The organism is Chryseobacterium tructae (assembly GCF_030409875.1).
GTDB lineage: Bacteria > Bacteroidota > Bacteroidia > Flavobacteriales > Weeksellaceae > Chryseobacterium > Chryseobacterium tructae.
Genome location: NZ_JAUFQR010000001.1, coordinates 3,007,309 through 3,029,892, shown reverse-complemented (window position 1 = coordinate 3,029,892; position 22,584 = coordinate 3,007,309). Strand labels below are relative to the sequence as shown.

Below are 22,584 nucleotides of genomic sequence, written 5' to 3'. Positions count from 1 at the left end.
TTAATTGAATAATGAAGGTTTTACACCATGGTCAAAATCCGCGGTGGAGTTGTTGGTGTCTTTTAAAATATTTTTACCCTCAGCAGTTTTACCGATAACCTTTCTGCGAACAGCTTTTCCAAAACGGCTTTTATCACCATCAAAAGAAGTTACAGAAGTCCATCCCATATCCAAAGAAGGAGAAGTTACCAGCCATTGGAAAGAATCCTGTACACTTAAATTAACTGCATCCTTGATCCATCCGTTCGGGATTTTAACAGCTGTTCCATCCATAGGATAAACCTCGCCGCCAAAAGTAAGATTATAGGTGTAAGTGTATGAATTCTGGTTGATTAATGATTCATCGGTGATTCCCGGAGGCATACGTGCTATAGCATACGCATAATATCCTTGTGTGTGAATAACCATTTTCTCAAATACATTGATCATTTTAGGAACTGCAGGATTATCAATATCATCAGAATCTTCTTTGAAAATCTGGAAATTAGCCTGAGAAAGATTGATGGACGAAGGGTTGAATTCTTTATGATTGATAGCATCTTCTGCAATGATAATCGATGAACCGGGCAATACAGGATAAGTAGTTCCATTACCCGGAATTCTAATAATTGCTCCCGCAGAGAATGTAGTTCCCATGATATTCGGGCTGTAATCCTGCTTTTCATTGGTCATGAAAGCTGATTGTATCAATAACATTCCGTCAGCATATAATGTCTGGTCTGTATTATTGGTGATTTTAAAATACTGGTCTCCAAAATACATCGCTCCCTGTGGGGTTTGAGTCCCTGTGAAGAATACTTCCTCAAGAATAAGATCGCCGCTTCCTGCTTTCAGTGAGAGATCAATCGTTTTGCTTTGTTCAGCACCGTTGATAACCACTCCGGTTTGAACTCCACCTACTTTGACTCAATAAGCGTGAATTTATCTCCATATACAATACTTCCTTCAACGGTAATGTGATAAGTTCCCATAGGAAGAACTGTTTTCAGTAAACTGGTGTTTTTAAGCTCCTGAGTAACTGTAAATCCAGTGTTCAGTTCTTTAAATTGTACCGTAAGATACTTGTATTCTTGTACCTGAATGTTCTCCGGAATAACTCTCAGATTGAGGTTTAGAGTAGTCTGAGCTTGTGCCTCGGGGGCATCGGAATCAGACGAACAGGCTGCAAGACTTACTACAGCACACAATAATAAGAGTGTTCTTACTAAATGTTTTAACATAATTTATTGATTTGAAATTGTTATAAATTGAAATTGATCTCCATTCCGAAATAGGGATCTTGTGCTCCTTTTCTGTTGATAGTAAATCCATTCACATTGTAGGGCGCATAATAACTGAAAAGTCTGTTAGCAAACATCGAAACGATAACTGTTTTGTGTCTGAAGCTTTTAGTTACTTTCAGGTTAAGATTAGCTTCTAAAGGTCTTCTTGTAGCATTATACCGGTCTTCATTCTGAACCATAATCAGTCTTTCGAGGATCGTTCCATGGGCTGTATCAGGATTGAATGGGAAAATATTACCATTTTGATCTACATAATGACTGGGTAGCCCGCTCATAGATTCCATCTTTCTGCTGGAATACCATGAAAATTGAAAAGAACTTGAAAATATCAAATCTAATTTTGGAATATAAGTATCCATCATCAAGTTTGTATTCAGGATTTCATTGACAGAATTAGGTTCCATTCCATTATAGAGTCCGAGATAAGGATAAGGTCTGCCGTTGATCAATACATCGGGTCTCCTGTATACCGGAAGACTGTTGCCATATTGAGTGCGGAACCATGCTCCGCTTACTGTAAACCTTGTATTAATAACAGGAATTCTATTGGAGGAATACTGAAATTCCACCCCTTCCTTATCTATTTTACTCCCATTTCGTTGTGCTGAATACATGAAATTTTCCGTAAAGTTTTGATAAAGAAGCGTATTGACATCAGGAGGAGAAGTAATCGCATCGTGATTGAGTGCTGATGTATCGTATTTTTTATATTGATAAACCGCATATTCATTCATAGAACGAAAGGCATTGTGCATTTTTTCTTTAAAAACAGTCACCGATAGCTGATGGAACCCTAAACTAAAGTCTATTCTTGCCTCAAATTTTTCATTGGTAGCAGGTTCTATTTCCGGATTTTGAGGATTATAGATCATGGTTTTATAGTTCACTTTTCTATAATTCGGATTAGAATGGAAATAGTTCAATTGCTGTACATCTTTATAGATCAATTCAGGGTATAGAAGATTAAGATCCGGGAATAAGGTCTGCTTACCATAACCCAATGTTAAAGCTATCTGAGCCTTTTTATTCATTAAATTAAATGTTGGCAGATCCCATTGAAGATTAGTTCTTGGATCCAGATACATCTTCCTGTTCATATTAAAATGAGCCGGCAGGTTCAACATCGAATTTCCTCTTACTCCTAATGCTAGTGTAAGTTTGTGTTTGCCAAGATCTGCTGTACTGATGGTTTCCAGAAATAAAGCAGCAGTAGAATAGGCTGGTACATCACGATAAGCACGTGGTCTGAACGTAGCTTTAGGGTCTATTGGTCTATAAATATCAAATAGTTGCCCCTGACCCCAGTTTTTACTGAGTTGCCAATCAAATCCTGTATTGATCTCATTTTTAATGGTTTTAAAATCCCATTGAAAAGCATTCACCATCTTCACAAAAATATCAAGTGGCTTACCATCTACACTATAGTCTGAAATATATTGAGCTGTAGGGTAGTAGCCATCATATTCACCTTCATTTCTGGATAGAGGAAAAGCGGTTGCATTTTCCAGCTGAATAAACTTGGTTTGCTTTATTTTGTCAAATCTTTGATTGATGGTAGCCTGAACCTCTGTTGATTTGTAAAATGAAGGCTCATTTTTGGTGTAATTAAACACATTGGAAAGACTCAAAAGGTGATTATTGACCTCATAAGAGTTTAATTGTGATAAATCTACATCCGGATCAGTCTTTGATCCATCAAGAGAACCTGTATAGCTAAGATGGGTTTGCCATCTGAAGTTACCGTGGCTACGTTGTTTTTCCTTTATTAGAGCAAAATTGGCTGTAATTCTTTTATAATTTTCAAGTGGGTCTCTTGGGTCAGATTTAGCATTCAAATAGTCGATTCCCGTATTGATTTTCAGGCCATGCTTTTTATCTTCAAACCCCTTGCTGATGGCAAATAGTTTACTGTAACCATCAGCTTTAAACCTTGATTTCCAATGAGTGTATCCTGATTTGTTGGTGATTTTAACGATTCCGGAGGTAAGATTTCCATAAATGACAGAAGGAATACCACGCATAATTTCTACTTTTTCAATCTGATCAGTAGAAATAGCTCGCATATCGACACCACTAGTGAGATTGAGCCGCCTTTTTAATCCATTATTGTTTTTATCTAAAAAATCATAGGTATATTGAAGATTAGCACCCGAGTTTAATGGAGCACCATCTACTAAAAATGTAGTTCCCATGGCGGAAGTGTTGTAGTCATTTCCAGGATTTCCAGTTTCACGAAGATTGATTTTATTAACTTGATTTAAAACTGGGTCTCCAGATCGGCCTCCGGGAAGGAGCTCCAGAAGATCGGTAAAACTAGAGGGTTGCAAATGCTGCATCGCACGATGGCTGATCACAGATGACGAAGTCAGACCCTTACTTTCCTTAGCAGTAATGATCACTTCCTCTATAGATGTGATTTTGTCTGTAAGTGAAAATGTGAAGGTTTCAGATTGGGTAATTGACAACTTACCTGAATATTCTATCATCCCATTTTTACGAATCTCAATCACATACTGACCAGGAATTACTGATAGAGTAGCAATCCCTTTTTCATTGGTAGGCACAGTGTAGTTATTTTCACTGGATATAATTTTGATTTCTGAATCTCTGATGGGTTCAGATTGTTTATTCTTTATTTCAAATAAAATGACCGCAGATCTGTCTTGTGCTTGAACTGTTGAATAGGTTGTGAAAAGAAATAAAAATGTAAAAACTTGTGTTTTAAAAGGGAATTTGGGATCGTTATGGATCATCTGGCATTATTCTTTTGCAAAGGTAGGAGGCATTAAATAAGATATCTAATTTTATTTAGAATAATTTAAAATAATTGACAAATGTCATTTATAAGATCACACCAGATGTATAGTTATTAAATCTTTTAAATTTAGATGTTTTTAATTTATATTATTGATTATTAGTGTTTTGTGATGTTTTTTAAATGAGATATTTAATTTTATTTCTAATTTGTATTGTTAGAGTTATTTCTGTTGAAAGAGATGAATTGAAAACTTAATGTAGAATTTTACACAAAGATTTCATTTTTATATTGAATATTTGAGGAAATAAAGAAAGATGAAATCAATATAATTGTCTATAAAAAAAATAAAAAGCACTCCATTGCTGGAGTGCCAAAATTAACTTGAAAATGATATATAAAAAGGATTAGATGCTATAGTTTAACTTTTTTATTGATTGTTTTTCCATTAGAAAGAGTCATTTGTACCACATAAATTCCAGGTTCCATACTTCTTGATTCGTATTGTTGGGCATTGACTTCCTGCTGAAGAATCAGCGCTCCGGAAATATGGTATATACTTATATTTTTAATGTCATTATTGGCTCTGGCTTTAATCTGTTTGTTTTGGGTAAAGATATCTGTACTGGTTTCCAATGTACGGTGTCCGATATTTTTACTGAATTGCAGATTATAATATGATGTAACTACTTCGAATGTATATTTCTGAGCATCCATATCCTGTAGGCTGATTCCGCCTTTTTCCTGATACTGATCTCTGGAAATGGTTGTCACCAGATTTTTATTTTCATCAAAAATATGTACTGCAGAAAGTTCATTTTGATCAATCTTTAATTTTAGAACGGCATTGTTTTCAGATTGAACGATTTCATTTTCGGCTACTTCTTTAGGGGTGTTCTTAATGTATGGAAGCATCTTATTCTGATTGTTTTCCGACACTTTCAACAAATACACACCATCTTTTAAAGAAGATAAACTGCGGTCTGTGGCTGCTCTGCTTACTGCTTTTTCTTTATTAAAATCAGTGACTTCCATTAACTGCATATTTCCAAGGTCAGGTTTTAACTGAGAGGAGAACAGAGGAGGCACTTCCTCAGACGCTTTTGCCGCTTGTTTTCCAAAAATAGAGCCTATAGCCGCCCGTTCATTAAAAAGCCCGCCGCTTCTTAAGGTATTAAATTTTGCATTAGAAGCCAGAACAAACGGAACAATACCGCCTACATGGCCGATGGGTCCCCAATAGAAAGAATCCAATTTGTATTTGCTCAGATCCCACCACGAATAATAGCCACGTTGTACGTCAATCGTTTTGGAAGTATTCTCTGGCGGAATGGCTAGATCAACGGTAGAATGTCCCAAGGTCATAGGAGTTTTATTATACCAGTCGTATACATCTTTAGGTTTCAGACATTGTCTGAATTTATGATTCGGATTATTGGTTACTTCGTTTACAAAATTGGTTGTAAACAGTTTTCTCCAAAGAAATGGTCCCCATAATAAACCTCCGTTATCCTGCACAACATGATAATTATATCGATCAAGATATTCCGCAGAAATGACTTCTGAAATATCATTAGTGTACGTTTTAAATCCTGTATTATTACAGCTGTGAAGTACGTTCGCTAAAAATGAACTAAAGGGATAAATATCTTTTTCTAAAACTCCTTTCTTTAAAGTCGTTTCAGACATGTCATAAGGCCCGTCACCCATATAAGCATATTTAAATTTCAGATTACCTGGATTTGAAATACTTAACCTTTTTAAAGTAGACATTGCAGCATGTGCTCCTTGTGAGTAGCCTGCCAGAAAATATTCATCATAACGTTTTATGCCTAATTGTGCCAATACCTTATTGGCTGCAGTAACAAAATCAATGGTTGCACCAGACTCAGTAGCATAATCTACATAAGGATGTACACCATCTCCAGTTCCCATCCCTACATAGTCGGGAGCCATTAAAATATAGCCATTAAGTACATAAGAAAGTTCCACTACGAATCCGGCTGTTAAAGTTCCTTTGAAATTGGACGGAACATTATTCCTGTTGTCGGTAGTTCCGTGATCAGAGACTACTGTGGAAAGCTTCATATTAACATTAGGATACATCAGAAGCCCTGTCGCTTTTACAAGAACGTTGTTTTCATTTTTGGTGTAATAGGTTATTTTATATCCTTTTAAACCTACATTAAAACCATTGAGATAGCTTACAAAGTCAGGGGCATTTTGTTCGCCAAGATTATTGGCAATGAAATTAACGACCCCCTGCGGCGTTAAATCCAGTTTCTTTTCGGCACTTACAACGTCACCAGCCTGTTGGGCAAAGTAGAATGGCGCTGTAAGTCCTATTAAAAAAGTCGTTATTTTCTTCATATCGTGAATTTTTACTAGTGTTAAGGTAGTAACTTTAATAAATTCACAAAAATATTCAAGCATTAATAATTATTCATTGAATATTAAATTCTCTGTAATGTGAGTAAAATAAAAGAGTCTGATCCAAAGACCAGACTCTTATTTCTATATTTTTTTTGTTTAGAAAGCGTTAATACCTGTAATATCTAAACCGGTGATTAACAAATGAACGTCGTGAGTTCCTTCATAAGTAATCACAGATTCCAGATTGGCAGCATGTCTCATCATTGGGAATTCACCCATGATACCCATCCCTCCAAGGATCTGTCTTGATTCTCTTGCTATGTCAATCGCCATTTTTACATTATTACGTTTAGCCATTGATATTTGTGCCGGGGTTGCCTTATGTTCGTTTTTAAGAGTTCCTAGTTGAAGACATAATAACTGAGCTTTGGTAATCTCTGTTAAGAATTCAGCTAATTTTTTCTGTTGAAGCTGGTAAGAACCGATTGGCTTACCAAACTGCTTTCTTTCTTTCGAATACTGAACAGCAGTACAGTGGCAATCAATAGCCGCTCCGATTACTCCCCATGAAATTCCATATCGGGCAGAATTCAGACAAGATAAAGGCCCCTTCAATCCTGTAACACCCGGAAGTAAATTTTCTTTAGGAACTTTTACATCGTTGAATACCAATTCTCCTGTTTTGGAAGCTCTTAAGCTCCATTTATTATGTGTTTCCGGAGTTGTGAATCCTTCCATTCCTCTTTCAACAATTAATCCCTGTATTTTTCCTTCTTCATTTTTTGCCCATACTACAGCAATATCGCAAAGAGGAGAGTTGGTGATCCACATTTTAGCACCATTCAAAAGATAATGGTCGCCCATATCTTTGAAGTAGGTTTCCATAGAACTTGGGTCAGAACCATGGTTAGGCTCTGTCAATCCAAAAGAACCGATCATTTCTCCAGCAGCCAGTTTCGGAAGATATTTCATTTTTTGTTCTTCAGAACCGAACTCATTAATGGGAAACATTACCAAAGAGCTTTGTACTGAAGCTGCTGAACGTACTGCTGAATCTCCTCTTTCCAACTCCTGCATAATAAGACCATAAGAGATCTGATCTAATCCGGAACCACCATACTCAACAGGAATATACGGACCTAATGCTCCGATTTTTCCTAATTCTCTCATAAGGCCAGGAAGGTCAGTATGATTTTGTGCTGCCTGGTCAATCTGCGGCATTACAAAACTTTCAACCCAATCTCTGATAGATTGACGAATCAGTTTGTGTTCTTCAGTAAGTAAAGCATCAATTCCATAATAATCAGGGATGCTTGTAAGAGGATAATATGACATGATTTTTTGATTTTGTTAAAAATAACATTTTTCGTGGTGTTTGAGAAATTTTTTTGAAAACTTATCTAAAGGCTGGTTTTCAAACAGATAATCCTGATTTTTCCTGTTTTCGGGATAAAATCTATATTTTACGCCTCCTCATCATTGGAGATAGGATACTGATTGGTGGAATTGTGTACCTTGGTTTTGAATTTATACAGATAGGGAGCTTTGTTCGCAGACCCATCGTATAATTTTTCTAACCTGTCCAGGATATTAAGGCTTAATATTTTTCGCTGGAAATTATTTCTTCTGAATTTTTGTCCTAAAATTGTTTCATAAAGAGCCTGGAGATCCTTCATCGTAAATTTTTCAGGCAATAAATTACTGGCTGCTACTTCTGTATTGATATTCATTCTCAGGTATTCCAGTCCGGTTTCTATAATTCTGTCATGGTCGAATGCCATCTTGGGAAGATTGTTCACTTCAAACCATTCACAGCTTTCATTAAAAGCATCCGGAAAAGTATTGGTCATTGAGAAATCAATTAGGCTGCAGTATCCTACAGTAACAAACCTTTGAAAGATCCAGTGATCCCCGGGAACTTCTATTCCTTTATTTCTAAGCAGGATCTGGTGAACGTTATTTTCTGTACGGTCTATTCTTCCAAACGTATGGAATTGTTTTAAAAATAACCCTTTAAGGTGAGTTCGTTCATACAAAACCCGTTCTGCAGCTTCCCGAAGGTCTTCATCATTGAAAACAAAACCACCCGGAAGTGACCATAGATCCAGATCGTGATACTTTAATAGCAAGACTTTCAGAATATTATTGTGAAAGCCGAATATCGTACAGTCTACAGAAATATGAGCAACAAAATCTTTTGTGTCGATCAGTTCCTGAAGTGTTTCTTTGCTTTTTGTGTCTTTTATTTTCATGGTTGTAAAAATAAAACTATTTTCTATATTTTCTTTTTGAGACAGTAAAATATATCAAACTAACCACAAAAAGAAGAATTACAGAACATAAAATATATAAAGGATAAAAATTCAACAGTTGCTTTCCAAAAAGTACAGCCATGATAATGGAACTCACTGAGCTCCCTAGAGAAGAGAAAATAACAATAAGTGAGGTAAACAGATTTATTTTTTCTTTATCTACTACAGCAATCATTTTTGAATTGATAACTGGGTAGAGGGGTGAAAGAAATAATCCTACTACCGGAAATAAAAAGAGAATCATTTTTGAGTCTTCAGAATCGGTATATTGAATTCCTAAAATAACCAAAAGTAATACTACAATTAAAGAAATACATGAAATATAATATTTCGATAATGAAAATCTACGAATAATATTAGCAGTAACAGTTCTTCCTGCATATGAAAAAAGGGCGAGAAAGGAAGTTGCCTGAAGAGCAAAAAATGAATTGACTTTCAGATGATTCTTATAAAAAGAGGGTAGCCATGAATTAAATCCTTGTTCTACAAAAACAATAAAGAAAATCACGGCAAGAAATAGAGCAACTACAGGTGTTGTAAAGCCGGATAACTCTGAAAAAATACTTTGGTTGCTCTTCGGTGCAGACTCTGTTATTTCTGTTTTTGAAAGTAAAAAAATTGTAATGGCAGATAACACGGCAATCAATAAAAACCCAAACCTCCAAAATTCCGAATACTGACTGGAGATCAGCCATCCAAATCCTGTATTAACAACAAATATTCCTATCATAAAGGATGCCTCTACACTATTCATTGTTTTCGCCAATGATTTTTCATCTGAAATATTGTTCCTGATAATTCCGAAAACACATATTTTACCAATGGCGAAGCAGGCTCCAATAATGGCAAACCATACTTTGTAAAACCAGAATTCTTCTATAAAGGGAAGCAGACAAGAACAAAACCCTACAATAGCCAAAGCTGCTATCAATGCTCTTTTAGTTCCTGTTTATTGATGAAGCTTACTGCAAATAAAGAGATAAATGCAATAGGCAGGTCTTTGAAAGATTCCAAAAATCCAAGCTCTCCATAGGTAATATTGGTATCTGCAAGCTGGAGAATAATAAGTCCCATACAGTTTAATACCATGGAAAAAATAAGAAAGGTCAATTTTAAGGGAAAAGAAATTTTAGAAAGCTTAGCGGTCATTTTGGGTATTAACTTTATTGAATTTTTATAGCTTTTTGTGAATAATTGATGCGAAGATATGGCTTTTAACCCTCAATAATAAACGAAATATTAAAATATTTGTTAATCTAATGTTAATTAATTGAAAAAAAATATATTTTTATTGTCTCAATTTGAGAATTAAAACAATGACTGTATATGAACATAAGAATATCAAGAAGTTTAGGAGTGGTTGCCGTCCTTTATTTCACAGCTAGTTTCAGCGCCCAAACCAAGAAAGATTCCGCCTCTAAAGAGAATAAAATCGAAGAGATCGTTATGATCGGGTATGGAACTCAGAAAAAAAGTAACGTAACAGGAGCAATATCTAGCATCAAAGCTTCCGATATTGAAGATGCACCTGCAGCAGGGAGACCAGAGCAGGTACTTCAGGGAAGGGCTGCCGGTGTTTCTGTAGTTTCCAATTCCGGACAACCGGGAACAGCTCCTACAGTACGTGTGCGTGGTGTTACCAGTTTTGGAGCCGGAAGTAATGATCCTTTATGGGTAGTAGATGGAATTGTAGTAGACAATATTGGCTGGCTGAATCAGTCTGATATTGAAAGCATGGAAATTCTTAAGGATGGAGCATCGGCTGCAATTTATGGAGTATCTGCTGCGAAAGGGGTAATTTTGATTACGACCAAGAAAGGAACTAAAGGAAAGCTAAACCTTTCTTACAATGGGTTCTTTGGGGTGGGAAGTGCTTCTAAAAAGCTTGATTTATTAAATGGAACACAATATGCAACCATTATGAATGAAGCTTATAATAATGATGGACTGAAACCTTTTCTGGGTAATCCTTCATCTTATGGAGTCGGTACAGACTGGCAAAAGCAAATCTTCAACACTGCACAGCGCCAATCTCATGAGTTCAGTATTAATGGCGGAAATGATAAATCAACTTTCTACTCATCTTTTGGTTATTACGATCAGGAGGGGATTGTATTAAGAGATATTTCAAATTATAAACGAATAAATGCCAGGTTAAATTCTACCCACAAAGTATTTGACTTTTTAACCGTTGGACAAACATTTGCCTATACCCATACAAAATCCAGAGGAGTTACAGATAATGGCGAATTTGGAGGGCCTCTAAGTTCAGCGATTAATCTAGATCCGCTAACTCCTGTAGTGGTAACCAATGGGATTAATAACCAACCTAATTTCAGTGACTATATTAATAACCCTAATTATGTAAGAGATCCTAATGGAAATCCATACGGAATATCACCTTATGTAAGTAAGGAGATGACCAACCCATTGGCCTTCAGACAAACTCAGTTAGGGAGATTTAAATGGACTGATGATATTATTGCAAACGTATTTGCAGAATTAAAGTTTAATAAACATCTCAGCTTTAAATCCAGCATGAATGGGAAACTTTCTTATTGGGGGAATCAGGCATTTGTTCCCGTTAATTATCTAAGTACAGCTAATAAAAATGATTTTAACAGTTTATTCAGGCAAATTGACAAAAAGTTTGAATGGAGTACTGAAAATACATTATCCTATCAGAATAGATTTGGATTACATAATCTGAATGTGTTACTAGGACAGGGATATTATGAGTATAATATTTCATCAGGTCAAAGTACAACATTTACCAATCTTCCTACTAATAATTGGGAAGATGCTTCCTTCGGTTTTGATATTTCTCCTGAAAACAGAAAAGGAAATGCCTGGGATGGAAAACAGACCCACAAAGCTTCTTATTTTGCCAGAGTAGTGTATGATTATGATAACAGATATCTTTTTACCGGAACGATTCGTAGAGATGGTTCTTCAAAATTCGGAAGCAATAACCATTGGGGGAATTTCCCGGCAATGTCTTTAGGATGGAATGTTTCTAACGAGAGTTTCTGGCCAGAAAATAAGGTGGTGACCAGTTTAAGTTGAGAGGAGGATATGGAGTGCTGGGTAATGATGCTATTGATGATTTCCAGTTTGCTAATTTCCTTATTGCCGGAAGTAATTATACTTTTGGAGATAATATCATTAGAGTAGGATACGCACCAAGTACTCTTGAAAATCCTGATTTGAAGTGGGAGAGAACTTCACAGTTCAATATTGCAACCGATATGAAGCTGTTCAGAAACTTTGACCTGAGCGTTGACCTTTTTAGAAAAAAGAGTACTGATATTTTAAGAAAAGTTGAGCTTCCCGGTTACTTGGGATTAATCAATAATCCGTTCAGAAATATTGGGGATATGAACAATGATGGAGTGGAGGTAAACCTTGGATACAAAAAGAAATGGAGTGACTTTGGTTTTTCTGTGAATGGAAATTTTGCCTATCTGAAAAATGAAATTACCAGACTTGAAGATGATAGAGAATACGTTAATTTTGCTTCTTTTCAAACGCTGGGAGCAGTATCGAGATTACAGGTGGGTGAATCATATGGTTCTTTCTTCGGCTATAAAAACTTAGGAATTTTTCAGAATCAGGCCGAAATTGATGCCTATAGAAATGCTAATGGAGAATTAATTCAGCCTAAAGCAAAACCTGGAGATTTCAAAAGATTGGATACTAATGGTGATGGGGTAATTGATGATAAAGATTATGTAAACCTGGGAAGCTCTGTACCGAAATACACATTTGGACTTACTGTTAATCTGAATTATAAAAATTTTGATTTAATGGTATTTGCACAAGGACAGGCAGGAAATAAAATTTTTCAAGGGTTGAGAAGGCTGGATATCCAGGAAGCTAATTATCAAAGTGCCATTTTAGGACGTTGGACAGGAGAAGGTACTTCAAATACGATTGCCAGACTTACCGTAAATGACGATAATCAAAACTATACAAGAATGTCGGATTATTATCTTCAAATGGAGATTACCTACGTCTTAAATTAGTTCAGATAGGATATACTTTACCTAATGATGCCGCAAAAACCATTGGTGCTTCAAAAATCAGATTCTATGTGACAGGAGAGAACCTTGTCACTTTTACAAAGTACACAGGATATGATCCTGAAATTGCAGGAACAGACACATTTGGTATTGATAGAGCTTTCTATCCACAGGCAAGAACTTTCATTTTCGGAGCTAGTGTTCAATTTTAATCATCAAAAAAATGAAAAATAAAAGATTTATATATAAGAGTTTATCTGTTTTATTATTAACAGGTATGAGTTTGGGGGCTGTATCTTGCGATAAGGGAAACCTGGAAGATGTAAAAAATACGGGAACTTTTGATACAAGCAACTATTTTAAAAATGAAGAACAGGCCTTTGGAGGATTAATAGCTACTTACGATATGTTGAGAAAGTATTCCGGAGGATTTGAAAATATGGTGACTTTCTTTAATGGTGCTTCTGATGATTTCTATTCAGGTGGAGGGAATTCGTCAGATGGTGCCGGTATTCAGGGGTTTTCTAACTATTCTATTAATTCTATTATAATGCCTCCAAGTTATTGGAAAGACTACTATCAGGGCATTGCAAAGGCTAATCTCTTGCTGGAAAGAATTCCGAATGCAGCTATGGATGAGCAAATAAGAAAAAGATATATTGCAGAAGCTAAAGTTCTAAGGTCATTGTATTATTTTGAACTGTTAAGAATGTTCAAGAATATCCCTCTTATTCTGAAGCCGGTTTTGTTTACAGACGACTATTATAATATTCCTCAAGAGGATCCTCAAAAAATATATACACAGATAGAAGGGGATATTGTTTCTGCTTTACCTGATCTTATGATGAAAGCTTCCGGACCTAGTGAGAAGGGGAGAATTACACAAGGTACGGCTCATGCTATTCTAGGTAAAATTTATTTATATGATAAAAAGAATACTGAAGCGGCGGCCCAATTTCAAATGGTAAATGGAACTCCTGGTAATGAAAGCCAATATGGGTATAAACTTGTAAGTGATTTTGCCGAGTTATGGAAAGTAGATAATAAGTTTACTACAGAATCTGTGCTTGAAGTAATGCATACCAATGTAAGTAATGCCGATTGGCCATTTTGGGGTTCCGGTAAAGATGAAGGGAATTCTATCAATGTAATGCTAGGAATAAAATCGTATGGACGAGTTGCGAATGTTCCTAATAATGATGCCCCGGATCTTTACCCAAGCTGGGGATTTAATCCTGTTACAGATGATCTTTTTAACTTTATGCAAGGAGATCCCCGCTTGAATGCGACGATATTTAATGGTAAAAAATTTAAAGATGAAGGAAAAATTACGTATTCTCCAGGGTTTAGAGACACAGGATATTTCTTAAATAAATATTTACCAAGAAATGCAGACAAATCTAATCTGCCAGGACCTACTGAGCTTAATTTCCGCCAAAATTATATTGTTATAAGATTGGCAGATACCTATTTAATGGAAGCCGAAGCTTTAGGAGGTGCCGGAGGGAGAGCTCAGGCGTTATTGGATGCGGTAAGAGCAAGAGTAGGACTTAGCTCTGTTCCAGTGTCTATTCAAGCGATCAAAGATGAAAGAAGAAGAGAGTTAGCAGGAGAGGGCCACAGATGGTTTGATCTTGTCAGATGGGGTGATGCCCCGGCAAAACTGGGAGCAAGAGGATTTAAAGCAGGCAAAAATGAAATTCTGCCCATTCCTTTCAATGAATTGACCAATACTGCTTTAAAACAAAATACCGGATACTAAAATATGAAGTTTCACAACTTATATAGTTTCTTTAAAGGTACTGCACTGCTTTGTGGTGTGGTACTTTTTCCTTTATCATGTGCCACCGTTGCTCAGAAAGCAATAATGAAATTCAGTATTGGCTTACCAAAGGAGATGAAAGCATCAAATTGCAACCCCAGGCTTCAACAAGATTTGTAAATACACCCAATACTCTTCAGAATATTGAAATTGATGATAATCAAAAGTTTCAATATATTGACGGTTTCGGATATACATTAACGGGAGGAAGTGTTGAGGTAATCAATCGTTTGTCTCCAGCTAAAAGGAAAGCTTTGTTGAATGAACTTTTCGGAAGTGATAAAAATTCCATTTCCATCAGTTATCTGAGAGTAAGTGTCGGAGCTTCAGATCTGGATGGGGAAGTCTTTTCCTATGATGATCTTCCGGAGGGGCAAACCGATATTTCCCTTTCTAAATTTAGTCTGTCAAAAGATAAAGGCTTGATTGCCATGTTGAAAGAAATTTTAGTCATCAATCCTAAGATTAAAATCATTGCAGCACCTTGGTCAGCACCAGTCTGGATGAAGGATAACGGAAAATCAAAAGGAGGAAGTCTAAAACCTGAGTTTTATGAAGCCTATGCCCGTTATTTTGTAAAATATATCCAGGGAATGCAGAAAGAAGGAATTCGCATTGATGCGATAACTCCCCAAAATGAGCCTTTGCATCCTGGAAATAATCCAAGTTTGTACATGCCATCTGATCAGCAGAAAAATTTTATCAAAAGCTTTTTAGGGCCTGTTTTTAAAACCAATAATATCAAAACCAAGATTGTCGTATACGATCATAATTGCAATAAACCTGAATATGCGCTGGATATTCTGAAAGATCCTGAAGCTTATCAGTATATTGATGGCTCAGCTTTTCATTTGTACGAAGGAGATATTTCTGCATTAAGCACAGTTCATGATGCTTTTCCTGATAAGAATCTATATTTTACTGAACAGTGGACAGGTTCAAAAGGGACTTTCAATGAAGATCTGAACTGGCATACAAAGAATGTGATCATAGGATCGATGAGAAATTGGAGTAAAATAGCGCTGGAATGGAACCTTGCCAATGATTCAAAATATGGTCCACATACAGAAGGAGGATGTACAGAATGTAAAGGTGCTATTACCATTTCAGACAGTGAAAACTTTACCAGAAATGTAGCGTATTATATTGTGGCACATGCCTCTAAGTTTATACCGGGAGGTTCTCAGCGTATAGCTTCCTCTCAGACCCAATATTTATCGACAGCAGCATTCAGAACTCCAACCGGAAAAACGGTGTTGATTGTTCAGAACGATAATAAAGAAATTGAAAATTTTAATATTAAATTTGCCGGAAAGATCGCTACAGTAAACATTCCTGGGCTATCTGCCGCAACTTATATTTTTTAACCGAATAAGTATGAAGAGAGTTTATTTCTTATTGGCATTCTCAGCATTTGGAATGAGTGTCTATGGACAGAAAACAATAGATCAGAGAGTCGCAGACCTTTTATCTAAAATGACACTGGAAGAAAAAGTAGGGCAGATGGTACAATACAGTGGATTTGAATATGCCACAGGGCCACAACATTCTAATTCGGCTGCAGTGTTGGAAGAAATAAAAAAAGGAAAAGTTGGCTCTATGCTGAATGTTGCCGGAGCAGAAGAAACAAGGGCATTTCAGAAACTGGCAATGCAATCCCGATTGAAAATTCCTTTATTGTTCGGACAAGATGTTATTCATGGATACAGAACTACTTTTCCTGTTAATATTGGGCAGGCAGCAAGTTGGGATTTGGGAATGATAGAGAAATCTGAAAGAATTGCAGCTACAGAAGCGTCTGCTTATGGTATTCACTGGACTTTTGCCCCAATGGTAGATATCGCCAGAGACCCGAGGTGGGGAAGAGTGATGGAAGGTTCAGGAGAAGATACTTACCTGGGAACTCAAATCGGATTAGCAAGAATTAAAGGATTTCAAGGGAAAGGATTAGGAAGCCTGGATGCTGTTATGGCCTGTGCAAAGCATTTTGCAGCATATGGTGCAGCTATAGGAGGCAGAGATTATAACTCTGTTGATATGAGCCTCCGACAATTGAATGAAACCTACCTTCCGCCCTTCAAAGCTGCAGCAGAAGCAGGTGTGGCTACGTTCATGAATTCTTTCAATGATATCAACGGAATTCCGGCCACAGCCAATCAATATATCCAAAGAAATTTATTAAAAGGAAAATGGAATTATAAAGGTTTTATGGTTTCGGATTGGGGAAGCATTGGGGAAATGATTCCTCACGGATATGCAAAAGATGGTGCTGAGGCTGCTGAAAAGGCAATACAGGGAGGCAGTGATATGGATATGGAAAGTAGAGTATATATGGCAGAACTTCCAAAACTTGTTAAAGAAGGAAAAGTAGATGCTAAACTCGTGGATGATGCCACAGGAAGAATTTTAACCAAAAAATTCGAGATGGGGCTTTTCGACGATCCTTATCGATTCAGTAATGAAAAAAGACAAAAAGAACAAACTGATAACCAGGAAAATAGAAAATTCGGAAGGGAGTTTGGATCTAAGAGTATCGTTCTCCTTAAAAATAAAGACAATATCCTTCCTCTTTCAAAAACAATAAAAACAGTTGCTTTGATTGGCCCATTCGGAAAAGAAACTGTATCCAATCATGGATTCTGGTCTGTTGCTTTTAAAGATGATACGCAAAGAATTGTTTCACAATTTGATGGAATCAAGAATCAGCTAGATAAAAATTCTACCTTATTATATGCAAAAGGCTGTAATGTAGATGATCAGGATAAAACGATGTTTACGGAAGCCATAGAGACGGCCAAAAAAGCAGATGTGGTGATTATGACTTTAGGAGAAGGACATGCGATGAGTGGTGAAGCAAAAAGCCGAAGTAATATTGGCTTTTCCGGGGTACAGGAAGATCTGTTAAAAGAAATAGCCAAAACAGGAAAACCAATTGTTCTCATGATTAATGCAGGAAGACCTTTGGTTTTTAACTGGGCATCAGATCATGTTCCTGCTATTATTTATACCTGGTGGCTGGGAACGGAAGCTGGAAATTCTATTGCCGATATTCTGTTTGGAACAGTAAACCCGGGTGGGAAGCTTCCAATGACTTTTCCAAGAACTGAAGGGCAGATCCCGGTGTATTATAATTACTACAATACGGGCAGACCTGCAAAAAATAATACAGACAGAAATTATGTTTCAGCATATATTGATCTTGACAATGATCCGAAATTCCCATTTGGATTTGGGTTAAGTTATACAGACTTTACCTATTCCGATATGATGTTGAGTTCTGAAAACCTGAAAGGAAATCAGAAATTGACCATAAATGTTACGGTTTCCAATACTGGAAAATATGATGGTGAGGAAGTAGTACAGCTTTATATAAGAGATCTTTTTGGGAAAGTAGTAAGACCTGTAAAGGAATTGAAAGGTTTTAAAAAAATATTGATCAAAAAAGGAGAAGCCAAAAAGGTAGAATTTACACTGACTCCGGAAGATTTGAAATTTTTTGATGACGAACTTAATTTTGACTGGGAAGCAGGTGAGTTTGATATTATGGTGGGAACCAACTCTCAGAATGTACAAACCAAAAGAGTAAATTGGGTGAAATAAATTCAATAGGAGCGGGCTTTAGCCCGCTCAACATAAAAAGATAAAAATGGCTTTAGCCAAAACCTAATTTTAATCATCATAACAATATGGAAATTAAATTTCGAAATACCATTCAGTTTTGTGCAGCAGGAATATTAGCCTTATCTGTGGTAAATTGTGCTTCAAACAAAGTTGATTCTGGTAAGAAGCTGATTTGGAATGATGAGTTTAATGGAAAGGGACTTCCGGATTCTTCAAAATGGAACTATGATACGGGAGGAAGTGGATTTGGAAATGAGGAAGCTCAGTTTTATACCCAAAACAGACTGGAAAATGCTCGTATGCAAAATGGAAACCTTATCATTGAAGCCAGAAAAGAAAATTGGAAAGAAAATAAATATACATCAGCAAGGTTGTTAACAAAAGGAAAATTTTCCTTTCAATATGGAACAGTGGAAGTGCGAGCAAAGCTTCCGAAAGGCAGAGGAACTTGGCCAGCCATCTGGATGATGAGTGAAAATATGAAGAAATGGCCAGATGATGGTGAGCTTGATATTATGGAACATGTAGGATTTAATCAGGGGTACATCCATGCTTCTGTACACACTAAGAAATATAATCACATCCAGGGAACTCAAAAAACAGATACCTTGATTGTAAAGGATGCAAGCGAGAGATTCCATGTGTATAAAGCTGATTGGACACCTGAAAAAATTGATGTTTATATTGATGATAAGAAGTTCTTTACGTATGAAAACAAAGAAAAAACCAAAGAGGCATGGCCTTTTGATCAACCTTATTTTATCATTTTAAATCTTGCCGTTGGAGGTTTATGGGGCGGAAAAGAAGGAATAGATGATCACATCTTTCCACAAAAGTATTATATAGACTATGTAAGAGTCTATCAAAATAGATAATGAAAAAGAGGACATTTTCGTCCACAAACAAAAAAATCATGAGAAAACTAATTGTAAGTTGTTTTGTAATCGGTATTGCTGTTAATGTAAGTGCTCAGCAGAATTATTGGAAAAAACATGAAGGAAAAACAGCTAAAGTGATTCTTACCAATTCCAAAGTGAATGAAAGAATGGTAGATAAAGGAGCGGTACAATTTGAGCAGTTCGGACAACCCAAGGAAACGGAAGCTTGTATTTTTGTAGCTCCCCATTTTAAATACCAAAAGCTTATCGGAATTGGAGGGGCTATTACAGATGCATCCGCAGAAACTTTCTACAAAATGCCAAAGAATAAACAGAAAGAGATCTTGGATGCTTATTTTGGAAAAAATGGATTAGGATATACAGTGGTGCGGACCAATATGAATTCTTGTGACTTCTCCAGCGATTCTTATACCTATGTAGAAGATCATGATACTTCTTTGAAAACCTTCAATGTTGCCCACGACGAAAAATATAAGATTCCAATGATTAAGGAAGCTCAAAAGGCAATTGGTAATAACTTTACTTTCTATTTCTCTCCATGGAGTCCACCAGCCTGGATGAAATCAAATCAAAGTCTATACAAAGGAGGACGATTGGAAAACCAATTTTATCAAACATGGGCAGATTATTATATTAAATTCATCAAGGAGTATGAAAAAAGAGGAATTAATATCTGGGGATTAACTGTTCAGAATGAACCTATGGCTACTCAATCCTGGGAATCCTGTATCTATACCGCAGAGGAAGAAGGAGAGTTCCTGAAAAATAACCTTGGACCAACGCTTTGGAAAAATGGATACAAGGATAAGAAAGTAATGATTTGGGATCACAACAGAGATTTAATTTATCAAAGAGCAACAACCACACTTAGCGATCCGGAAACTTCAAAATATGCGAGCGGAATCGGTTATCATTGGTATGAAACCTGGAATAATAAAACTCAATTATTTGATAATCTGGCAGAAACGCACAAAGCTTTTCCAGATAAATTTCTTGCTTTCACAGAAGGTTGCAAAGAACAATTTGCCATGGACAGAATTTATGATGTAAGCCTTGGTGAACTATACAGCAAAAATATGCTCAATGATTTTAATAAGGGAAATGCTTTATGGACAGACTGGAATATTCTGTTGGACGAAACCGGAGGGCCTAACCATAAAGGAAATTTCTGCTTTGCACCCATCATTGCCGATACAAAAACAGGAGAGGTATTTTATACATATGAGTATTATTATATCGGACATGTTTCAAAGTTTATCAAGCCTAATGCACAAAGACTAGGTTCTTCTTCTAACAGAGCAGCATTAACTTCTTCTGCCTTCATGAATGAAAATGGTCAGTTGGTAACCGTAATTATGAATGATTCAGACAACGATATTGAAACGAACCTTTGGATTGAAGGAATGGCTGCAAAGCTGAATGCTCCAGCACACTCTATACAGACCGTAATTTTATAACATCATATTACTATTATTTTAAACAGAATCGGCGGCCTCAAAGAGGCCGCCGATTTGTTTTATCGTATTATATAAATGCTATTATTCAGCATCATATTTACCAATCACTTTTTGAGTAACTCCTGAACTGCTGAAACCTCCATCATGGAAAAGATTCTGCATTGTTACTTTTTTAGTAAGATCAGAGAATAAAGTTACACAATAGTCTGCACATTCCAGAGCCGTAGCATTTCCTAGAGGTGACATATCTTCAGCATAACCAAGGAATCCTCCGAAACCTTTCACACCACTACCTGCAGTAGTCATGGTAGGAGACTGAGAAACTGTATTTACACGTACTTTTCTTTCACCCCAGTAATTTCCGAAAGTTCTTGCAATACTTTCAAGGTATGCTTTGTTGTCAGACATATCATTGTAATCCGGGAATGTTCTCTGAGCTGCAATATAAGTAAGCGCCAAGATGCTTCCCCATTCATTCATACAATCTTTCTCCCAAGCCACACGCATTACTTTATGGAAAGAAACTGCTGAAATATCCCAGCCTTTTTCTAACCAATCGTAGTTCATTTCCGTATAGTGTTTTCCTTTTCTTACATTGATAGACATTCCGATAGAATGAAGGATAAAGTCGATTTTACCAAATTTTGCAACCGCAGCATCAAAAAGTTTTTCAAGATCTTCGATAGAAGTAGCATCTGCAGCAATCACTTCAGAACCTGTTTTTTCGGCCAAACCATTAAGTTCTCCCATTCTCAAAGCGATAGGAGCATTAGATAAGATGAATTCTGCACCTTCCTCATGACATCTCTCAGCAACTTTCCATGCGATAGATTGTTCATTAAGGGCTCCAAATATAATTCCCTTTTTGCCTTTAAGTAAACCGTATGACATAATTTTTTAATGTTTATTGAAATACAAATGTAGCAATAATTGTGGTTATGACATAATAAAAATGGAGCCTTATCAATTATAAGACCCCATTTTCTTGAAAATATTTATATGACTGAAATTTTAATTGGTTTTCTTGTTCCATTCTGCCTTTACATCCTCTGCTGCATCTTTAGTTTTTTCCCAAGCCTCATCTGCTTTATCCTTAATGTCTTCCCAAGCATCGGATACATTAGCTTTTACCCTGTCTAGCCAGTCTTCTTGTTTGGCTTCTTCGTCATTATTCCGTTTTTCATTGATATAGTCCTTGGCTCTGTCTGCCAATTCATTGATTTTCCATTTGGTTTTATCCGTTGCATTCTGTAAAGAATTTTCTACATTGTTTACTGCATTTTCCGCTTTGTTGTAATCTGAATTGTTCATAATACTATAAATTTGGTTTGGTAGTATTAAATTAACAATAACCATTCCTAAAATCAGGTGGTTTTGTTAAACTTTTCATAATCTTTTGTTATACTTTTCTAAATCAATATTACCTTTATCCTATAAAATATGATCATTATGGAAAAAATACGTTGTGCATGGTGCGAAAAAGATGATCTCTATAGAAAATATCACGACGAAGAATGGGGAAGACCTGTTTATGATGATGAAACTATTTTTGAATTCCTTATTCTTGAAAGCTTTCAGGCAGGTTTGAGCTGGTATACTATTCTTTCCAAAAGAAATAACTTTAGAAAAGCTTTTGATTATTTCGATTATAAAAAAGTAGCAGTTTATTCTGATCAAAAAATTGATGAGTTAATGAATAATCCCGGAATTATTAGGAATAAGCTTAAAATATTGTCAGCAGTAACCAATGCTCAGAAGTTTATAGAGGTTCAGAAAGAATTTGGTAGCTTTTCAAAATATATCTGGGGATTTATAGGAGAAACTCCGATTGATAATAAGCCTAAAGCACTATCTGAAATACCAGCAACTACAGAAATTTCTGATACCATATCCAAAGATTTAAAAAGAAGAGGATTTAAATTCGTTGGTTCAACAGTTATTTATGCTCATATGCAAGCAACGGGAATGGTAAATGATCATATTGAAACATGTTTTATTAGAAAAGGATAGATTATAATTTATTCAAATTTAAGTGATGTT

Annotated in this window: 19 protein-coding genes; 9 read left to right on the top strand and 10 right to left on the bottom strand. The window is 36.1% G+C overall.

Annotated elements, in window-relative coordinates:
• The 8 genes from QWZ06_RS15005 to QWZ06_RS14970 form a co-directional block, all read right to left on the bottom strand.
• Positions 1–879 (bottom strand): DUF4876 domain-containing protein, encoded by an 879-nt coding sequence (locus QWZ06_RS15005; protein ID WP_290299205.1) that lies wholly within the window; start codon positions 877–879, stop codon positions 1–3.
• A 17-nt stretch (positions 880–896) separates the two neighbouring features.
• Positions 897–1,220 carry a hypothetical protein gene (locus tag QWZ06_RS15000; protein WP_290299204.1) on the bottom strand — a complete coding sequence of 108 codons (324 nt, stop codon included), beginning with the start codon at positions 1,218–1,220 and terminating at the stop codon, positions 897–899.
• Between the two features lie 20 nt (positions 1,221–1,240).
• The gene (locus QWZ06_RS14995; protein ID WP_290299201.1) at positions 1,241–4,036 is read right to left on the bottom strand and encodes a TonB-dependent receptor plug domain-containing protein; all 2,796 of its coding nucleotides are present in this window, start codon (positions 4,034–4,036) and stop codon (positions 1,241–1,243) included.
• Positions 4,037–4,452: 416 nt separating this feature from the next.
• On the bottom strand, positions 4,453–6,408 hold the full coding sequence (locus QWZ06_RS14990; protein ID WP_290299200.1) for a T9SS type A sorting domain-containing protein: 1,956 nt from the start codon (positions 6,406–6,408) through the stop codon (positions 4,453–4,455).
• Between the two features lie 159 nt (positions 6,409–6,567).
• Positions 6,568–7,746 (bottom strand): acyl-CoA dehydrogenase family protein, encoded by a 1,179-nt coding sequence (locus tag QWZ06_RS14985; RefSeq protein WP_290299199.1) that lies wholly within the window; start codon positions 7,744–7,746, stop codon positions 6,568–6,570.
• Positions 7,747–7,874: 128 nt separating this feature from the next.
• Positions 7,875–8,663, bottom strand: a complete 789-nt coding sequence (locus QWZ06_RS14980; RefSeq protein WP_290299197.1) for an NUDIX hydrolase — start codon at positions 8,661–8,663, stop codon at positions 7,875–7,877.
• A 16-nt stretch (positions 8,664–8,679) separates the two neighbouring features.
• Entirely contained in the window at positions 8,680–9,654 is a 975-nt protein-coding gene (locus QWZ06_RS14975) for an MFS transporter (protein WP_290299195.1), read from the bottom strand.
• Entirely contained in the window at positions 9,651–9,797 is a 147-nt protein-coding gene (locus QWZ06_RS14970) for a hypothetical protein (protein WP_290299193.1), read from the bottom strand. The genes QWZ06_RS14975 and QWZ06_RS14970 overlap by 4 nt, the downstream gene beginning before the upstream one ends.
• A 252-nt stretch (positions 9,798–10,049) precedes the next feature.
• On the opposite strand from QWZ06_RS14970, the gene QWZ06_RS14965 reads away from it, so the two are divergent.
• The 8 genes from QWZ06_RS14965 to QWZ06_RS14930 all read left to right on the top strand — a co-directional run bounded on the left by QWZ06_RS14965 (position 10,050) and on the right by QWZ06_RS14930 (position 20,544).
• Positions 10,050–11,789 (top strand): SusC/RagA family TonB-linked outer membrane protein, encoded by a 1,740-nt coding sequence (locus QWZ06_RS14965; RefSeq protein WP_290299191.1) that lies wholly within the window; start codon positions 10,050–10,052, stop codon positions 11,787–11,789.
• Positions 11,786–12,748, top strand: coding sequence for a TonB-dependent receptor domain-containing protein (locus QWZ06_RS14960; RefSeq protein ID WP_290299188.1), 963 nt, complete (start codon positions 11,786–11,788; stop codon positions 12,746–12,748). Before QWZ06_RS14965 ends, QWZ06_RS14960 begins: the two co-directional genes overlap by 4 nt.
• Positions 12,749–12,816: 68 nt before the next feature.
• Positions 12,817–12,957, top strand: a complete 141-nt coding sequence (locus QWZ06_RS14955; RefSeq protein WP_290299186.1) for a hypothetical protein — start codon at positions 12,817–12,819, stop codon at positions 12,955–12,957.
• An 11-nt stretch (positions 12,958–12,968) separates the two neighbouring features.
• Positions 12,969–14,507, top strand: a complete 1,539-nt coding sequence (locus QWZ06_RS14950; protein ID WP_290299184.1) for a RagB/SusD family nutrient uptake outer membrane protein — start codon at positions 12,969–12,971, stop codon at positions 14,505–14,507.
• A gap of 77 nt (positions 14,508–14,584) precedes the next feature.
• A complete protein-coding gene (locus tag QWZ06_RS14945) occupies positions 14,585–15,934 on the top strand; it encodes a glycoside hydrolase family 30 protein (RefSeq protein WP_290299182.1) in 1,350 nt (449 codons plus the stop codon).
• Between the two features lie 10 nt (positions 15,935–15,944).
• Complete coding sequence (gene bglX / locus QWZ06_RS14940; protein ID WP_290299180.1) at positions 15,945–18,167, top strand: beta-glucosidase BglX; 2,223 nt, start codon at positions 15,945–15,947, stop codon at positions 18,165–18,167.
• 86 nt (positions 18,168–18,253) lie between these two features.
• Positions 18,254–19,063 (top strand): glycoside hydrolase family 16 protein, encoded by an 810-nt coding sequence (locus tag QWZ06_RS14935; RefSeq protein ID WP_290299177.1) that lies wholly within the window; start codon positions 18,254–18,256, stop codon positions 19,061–19,063.
• Between the two features lie 38 nt (positions 19,064–19,101).
• Positions 19,102–20,544 carry a glycoside hydrolase family 30 protein gene (locus QWZ06_RS14930; protein WP_290299175.1) on the top strand — a complete coding sequence of 481 codons (1,443 nt, stop codon included), beginning with the start codon at positions 19,102–19,104 and terminating at the stop codon, positions 20,542–20,544.
• Between the two features lie 81 nt (positions 20,545–20,625).
• Here the strand turns inward: QWZ06_RS14930 and QWZ06_RS14925 are convergent, their stop codons facing one another.
• Together QWZ06_RS14925 and QWZ06_RS14920 are read right to left on the bottom strand one after the other, a co-directional pair.
• A complete protein-coding gene (locus QWZ06_RS14925; RefSeq protein ID WP_045496151.1) occupies positions 20,626–21,435 on the bottom strand; it encodes an enoyl-ACP reductase FabI in 810 nt (269 codons plus the stop codon).
• A 120-nt stretch (positions 21,436–21,555) separates the two neighbouring features.
• The gene (locus QWZ06_RS14920; RefSeq protein ID WP_290299169.1) at positions 21,556–21,855 is read right to left on the bottom strand and encodes a DUF883 domain-containing protein; all 300 of its coding nucleotides are present in this window, start codon (positions 21,853–21,855) and stop codon (positions 21,556–21,558) included.
• A gap of 138 nt (positions 21,856–21,993) precedes the next feature.
• Between QWZ06_RS14920 and QWZ06_RS14915 the strand changes: the two genes are divergently transcribed.
• A complete protein-coding gene (locus QWZ06_RS14915; protein ID WP_290299167.1) occupies positions 21,994–22,554 on the top strand; it encodes a DNA-3-methyladenine glycosylase I in 561 nt (186 codons plus the stop codon).
• Positions 22,555–22,584 lie beyond the last annotated feature (30 nt).